This is a genomic window from Aerococcus sp. L_32 (assembly GCF_050689315.1).
In genome coordinates, this window is record NZ_JBOEQF010000139.1 from 1 (window position 1) to 5,504 (window position 5,504).

Annotated in this window: 6 protein-coding genes; 2 read left to right on the top strand and 4 right to left on the bottom strand. The window is 38.1% G+C overall.

Annotation, left to right across the window (positions count from 1 at the left end; genetic code table 11):
- Positions 1 to 768: 768 nt before the first annotated feature.
- Positions 769 to 1,323 carry a transcription termination/antitermination protein NusG gene (gene nusG / locus ACRCJ0_RS08915; protein WP_083068271.1) on the bottom strand — a complete coding sequence of 185 codons (555 nt, stop codon included), beginning with the start codon at positions 1,321 to 1,323 and terminating at the stop codon, positions 769 to 771.
- A 224-nt stretch (positions 1,324 to 1,547) separates the two neighbouring features.
- On the opposite strand from nusG, the gene ACRCJ0_RS08920 reads away from it, so the two are divergent.
- Together ACRCJ0_RS08920 and ACRCJ0_RS08925 are read left to right on the top strand one after the other, a co-directional pair.
- Complete coding sequence (locus ACRCJ0_RS08920) at positions 1,548 to 1,970, top strand: hypothetical protein (RefSeq protein WP_431390221.1); 423 nt, start codon at positions 1,548 to 1,550, stop codon at positions 1,968 to 1,970.
- A gap of 461 nt (positions 1,971 to 2,431) precedes the next feature.
- On the top strand, positions 2,432 to 4,072 hold the full coding sequence (locus ACRCJ0_RS08925; RefSeq protein WP_431390222.1) for a phosphoenolpyruvate carboxykinase (ATP): 1,641 nt from the start codon (positions 2,432 to 2,434) through the stop codon (positions 4,070 to 4,072).
- Positions 4,073 to 4,153: 81 nt separating this feature from the next.
- On the opposite strand, the gene secE is transcribed toward ACRCJ0_RS08925, so the two are convergent.
- The 3 genes from secE to ACRCJ0_RS08940 all read right to left on the bottom strand — a co-directional run.
- Positions 4,154 to 4,327: a preprotein translocase subunit SecE gene (gene secE / locus ACRCJ0_RS08930; protein ID WP_003142588.1), complete on the bottom strand. Its 174-nt coding sequence runs from the start codon at positions 4,325 to 4,327 to the stop codon at positions 4,154 to 4,156.
- A 38-nt stretch (positions 4,328 to 4,365) separates the two neighbouring features.
- Complete coding sequence (gene rpmG / locus ACRCJ0_RS08935) at positions 4,366 to 4,518, bottom strand: 50S ribosomal protein L33 (protein ID WP_003142586.1); 153 nt, start codon at positions 4,516 to 4,518, stop codon at positions 4,366 to 4,368.
- Between the two features lie 157 nt (positions 4,519 to 4,675).
- The coding region (locus tag ACRCJ0_RS08940; RefSeq protein ID WP_431390223.1) for a GntP family permease at positions 4,676 to 5,504 on the bottom strand (829 nt) is incomplete at its 5' end.

Sequence of the window (5,504 nt, forward strand, 5' to 3'; positions counted from 1 at the left end):
ATAGAAAAAATCAGTTGCCCATAAAAGCAACTGATTTTTTTGTGCATCTTCGGCTTGCCATTCGCCTCTGCTACCAATAAACGCGTTATAACGCGCTTAATAATAGAAGCATTTGATGTTGCGGATTAAACATATAACCACTTAAATTAATTGTATTAAGTAATATTTATTCACACTTGAGCGAAGTCACAATTTAGAAAATAAATAATGGAGGGATTATTGTTTAAAATCAATAAAACTGCAGTTAAAAATGAAGCAAACTTTGTCCTTGGTCTATAGGCCATGATGATACTTTTTGCTAACGTCATTCACCCTAATGCACTCATCATTGTGACTGGCAACTGGCTACTCTCTGCATTATGTTTATTTTGTGTTAGTTTAGCGATAACAAAATATTCTTTTGTTTTAAAGAAAGAGAACACCAAAGATAATGTGCAATTAAGAAAAAGTTCGCAGTATTCTCCGTTATTTCAAGTACGTTCATTGTATGGTTCATCTATTCTAAAGTTTTACGTTTTAATGGTAGTTTTTATTCAGTATACACATTCCCCATTATGCATTCGGTAATTTCCGGTTATATATTGTACGATATTTTAAAATACACGTATCTTTACCGCTGGAAGGATGAAAAATAAACAATTAGAAAATGAATATTGATCAATAGAGAAAAATAGCGGGTAAGGATTTTGTTTAAGAATCTTTACCCGCTATTTATTCATTTAACTATGGCTTATTTTACCTCAACTATGATTTGTAAAATATCGCAAATTAGAATTTGTCTACTTGGTCGTAGTCTACTTCTGCTAATGTTTCACGTCCGAACATTTCAACAGTTAGCTTCAACTTGCCATGTTCTGCATCAATCTCTTGAACGCGACCTTCCATACCATCAAAGGCACCGTCGATAACTTTAACTACTTCATCGATATCGAATGAGATATCACGGTTACGGCCACCTTCACCAAGGCTTGATAGGATATTACGGACTTCATCAGGTAATAATGGTGTTGGTTTTGAACCTTGACCGTGAGAACCTAAGAACCCTGTAACACCCGGTGTATTACGAACAACGAACCATGCTTCATCAGACATGATCATTTCAACTAAAACATAACCTGGAAAGTTTTTGATCTTAACAATCTTCTCTTTACCTGATTTCGTTTTCTCTACATGCTCTTCTTCAGGCACGATTACACGGTAAATGTAATCTTCCATATCCATTGAAGTAATACGCATTTCCAAGTTTTGTTTCACTTTATTTTCATAGCCAGCGTATGTATGGATTACATACCATTCTTTACCAATTTCGATTTCTTCTACCATCGATATGCTCCTTCTTTCAATACATCCATCATCGATCAACTTCAAGGCAAATTAAAAAACCTTCCCCACATGAAAGGTTTTCTCTTCGCTTTATTCGAGGCCTATTATAACACAACAAGTAAAAGTCTGCCATAACAACTTTTCATTATAAATAGATAAACTACCTTCCTTTATATATGATCAGCCCGTTTCCTTCTTTCAAGCAAGCCGCTAAAGAAGAAGAAATGGCAGACAATAAAAAGCTACTAAGTTTTACACTAAGCATTATGCCGTTAATCGTTTTGATTGCTGTGATCATCATCTTTAGTAAAGTAGAAAATATTATTTTAATTGCACTAGCACTGACACTCTGTCTATGTGCAGTCGTATTTAATGGATATCTTGATAACCATACTGGCGTGTTGAATGATGGTGCAACTGGGGCTGTTGGGTCTGCTTTCGGGGCAGCTAGTGCCGTAGCTTTCGGGGCTGTGTTAATAACCGCTCCTTCGTTTGAAAGTGTTAAAAACTTTTTACTATGTATGCCTGGTCCAGCTTTAGTGAGTCTTGGTGTTATTGCTGCATTATTATCACCTGTAATGGGTGCTATTAGTACCGTTATCACACAATTAGGAGAAACCTATGTCTCAATAGGTATTCCAGCATAGGTCGTTCATAGAGTTGCAGTAATCGCCGGAGGTGCTTTAACCTTTGTCCCACAATCAGGGGCTGTGATTACCTTTAATGTCGTTAGTGGTTTGAACTTTAAACATGGCTTTATTCATGCCTGCATTTTAAGTAACGTGGGCTTTATCATCAGCTTAATTGCTGTAATATTGGTCGCTCAACTACTATACTAATTTTGATTTTAATCAATAGGATTGATAATTTTTATTCAAGTTATCAATCCTATTTTTTATTAGAAAGATAATTATAGAAAAAAGATTATCATACCTTAAGTAGGCCTATTATTTTTAACCACTACTGTTCTTTTGGTGTGCTTTCTTGCTTTTAATTATGAAATCGCTTTATTTTCGGCTAGAATGGACTTATAACACCCACTTTTACTATGGGTAATACAATTTCTATATGGTTACATGAAAACTTTAATTAGAAAGGTTGGATCTATATGGCATCAATTGGTAACTACTCAGCAGACACAATAAGAAAGAACAATAATCATTTCTCACAACTGAAGTCGACAGTTGAATCTGCATTTTATTCAAATAATACACAAACCATTTCCACGCTCCAAGACGCCTATAACCTTGCTGCCCAAGCGCCTCAAACAATCATCTTAGACGCAAATGTGAAACACGCAACTGATCTGGGTTTAGACCCCTCAGCAAAAGTACTCCTCACTAATGATGGCGGAACCGTTGGCAGAACAGCTAAGGCGCGTAGAATAGTTGGCGAAGACCCTAGTGAGGACGAACGACTATTGCCGATGATTCGCGATGCCATTTATCAGGCTAGTTTTAGACCTTTTATCAAAAGCCAAGCAGTTGTTGGGCTTGATGAAGACTTTATGATAAAAGCGCATATTACAATGCCTAAAACTGAAGCACAGCACCTATATTCATGGTTGATCAATTTCCAAATCTTCAACGAAGCATATGAAGCACGATATCAAGAATCTAAATTTTATGATGAAAATGATATCTATGTCTTTTTTGACCCTGAATGGTCACACCCAGATTATCCAGATGGCTTAGCTTACTTTGATGTGAAACAAAATGTTGTCTGCATCCTTGGTTTGCGGTATTTCGGGGAAATTAAAAAAGGTACCTTAACACTTGCTTGGGCTTCCGCTCATCGCAATCAATACCTTGCCTGTCATGGTGGACTAAAAATTTTTAAAACAGCTAGCGGTAGGCATCATGTTGCCTCATTCTTTGGTTTATCTGGTTCTGGTAAATCAACCCTGACCCACGCTAAACACGACAATAAATATGAGATTGAAGTCCTCCATGATGATGCCTTTATTATCCATACCGAAGATGGTTCTTCTGTAGCATTGGAACCTTCTTATTTTGATAAAACAAAGGATTATCCAACAGGCCATCCAGAGCAAGACTACTTTGTCACTGTTCAAAATGCGGGGGTTACTCTTGATCAAGATAATCAAAAAGTCTTAGTGACCGATGATATCCGTAACGGTAATGGACGTACGGTAAAATCGCGCTATTCAACACCTAATCGAGTGGATAAAATTGACGAAAAAATCAACGCTATTTTCTGGATTATGAAAGATGATACCTTACCACCATTAGTTAAAATTACAGATCCTTTATTGGCATCCGTATTTGGTTGTACCTTAGCTACCAAACGGTCAAATGCTGAAAATACGAGCGACAGTTTAAACCAGCTAGTTATCGAACCATATGCGAACCCATTTAGAGTTTATCCACTTGTGGAAGACTTTAATAAATTTAAAGACCTATTTGACCGTGGTATCGATGCCTATATTATCAACACTGGGGATTACCTGGGGAAAAAAGTCACACCCGCTCATTCGCTAGCTGCCATTGAAGCGGTCGTCGATAATACTAGGGACTTCAAGCCTTTTGGTCCGATTGAAGGATTTGAATATCTTGAAATGACAGACTTCCCAGTAGATTTAGACCAAAATGACCAGCTAAGGGAGATTCAAAACCGTATGCAGATGCGTCTTGATTTTATCCTACAACATAACGCAGACCATCCACAACATGCCCTTGACGAGGAAGTAGCCAATGCCCTCAACAAGATTATCCACACATTAAATTAAACTTCTCCAAACAAAAAAACTGCCTAACTATAGAGGGCAGTTTTTTTACATTCATATTTATAAAAAGTTCTGATGGCTTTATTATAAGTTGATAAACCATGCAAAGGCCCATTGCGCCAAGGTATCAATAATCCCTAGGAAAATGGCAACCATGATAATCGTTGACAATACGATACCTGTGTAACGCACCAATTCGCCACCGCTTGGCCATGTAGTCAATCGCATTTCATGCCATACATCTTTTAAAAATTGCATCTACTTCCCTCGCCCTCTATTGTTTCTCAGTCAATATACTACTTAGTTTCTTTATGTATTGTATGTTGGTTACAGTGTCTACAGAATTTCTTCACTTCTAAACGCTCAGTACGGTTATTGGCATTACTATTAGTCGTGTAATTTCTTGAGCCACATACTGAACAAGCAAGTGATACTTTTTTCGTTGCCATAATTCACAATCTCCTTGATTTCTGATTCATTGTACATGGTACTCACCCCGATGGTCAATGTCAATATATATTTCCTGCATCCCTAATTATACCACAAATAGCAAGAGGAGTTGCACTATCATAAGCCATCTCCTCTTTTAAAATCTATAGAATTTATTTAATATAAAAAGGCTGACGCGATAAGTACGGCAATTAAAGCCAACAAGTGTGCCACGTTTGTAATAATGAACTGGTGGATAAAGCCATGTTTAATGGATAGCCCAGTCAGATTATTAAAGGTAATCACGACCCCAGACTGTGGCATCGCCGTTAATGTTGCCGCCGCAATCACTGTAATTCGGTGAACCAACTCTGGATCAAGCCCCATAGCAATATAATCTGGCGCCATGGTATTCATCACAATTCCAATCGCACCCGAAGCAGAACCAGTAATCCCACTTAGTAAGGCAGACGATACAGCCAATCCAATCACTGGACTACCGGGAATAGAGGTAATCGCTTGTTGGATGACCGCAAAACCAGGTGCCAAGGTTAATACTGAACCAAATGCTACAGAAGATGAAGTTGAGAAGGCTGGCATAACTGCCCCTGTCGCCCCCGCATTCAAGGTCATATTCTGTGATGGAATGTAGCTGTGGTATAGAATAGCTGATAAGACAATCGCTGCAGCTAAAGCCACTAAAATAATGTTGGCCACACTAGAAAAAATCAAGATAATGGCAATCAAGGTAACAATCGGCGCTAATGAAATCCAAATAGATGGCAATTTCGATTCATCCACATCACCAGCTACCCCTTTAAGATCCACCTTACCTTCTAAATAGGTGTCAAAATGTTCGCCGTTCTTCACAGACCGGTCCAAGCACCATCTCATATACAGCAAGCCAAAAGCTAAAAGAACTGCTGACCCGATTAACCCTAGAATGGGTGCCGCCGTTAACGATGTCCCCAAAGCTGTAGTTGGAATCGCATTTTGAACCGAAGGG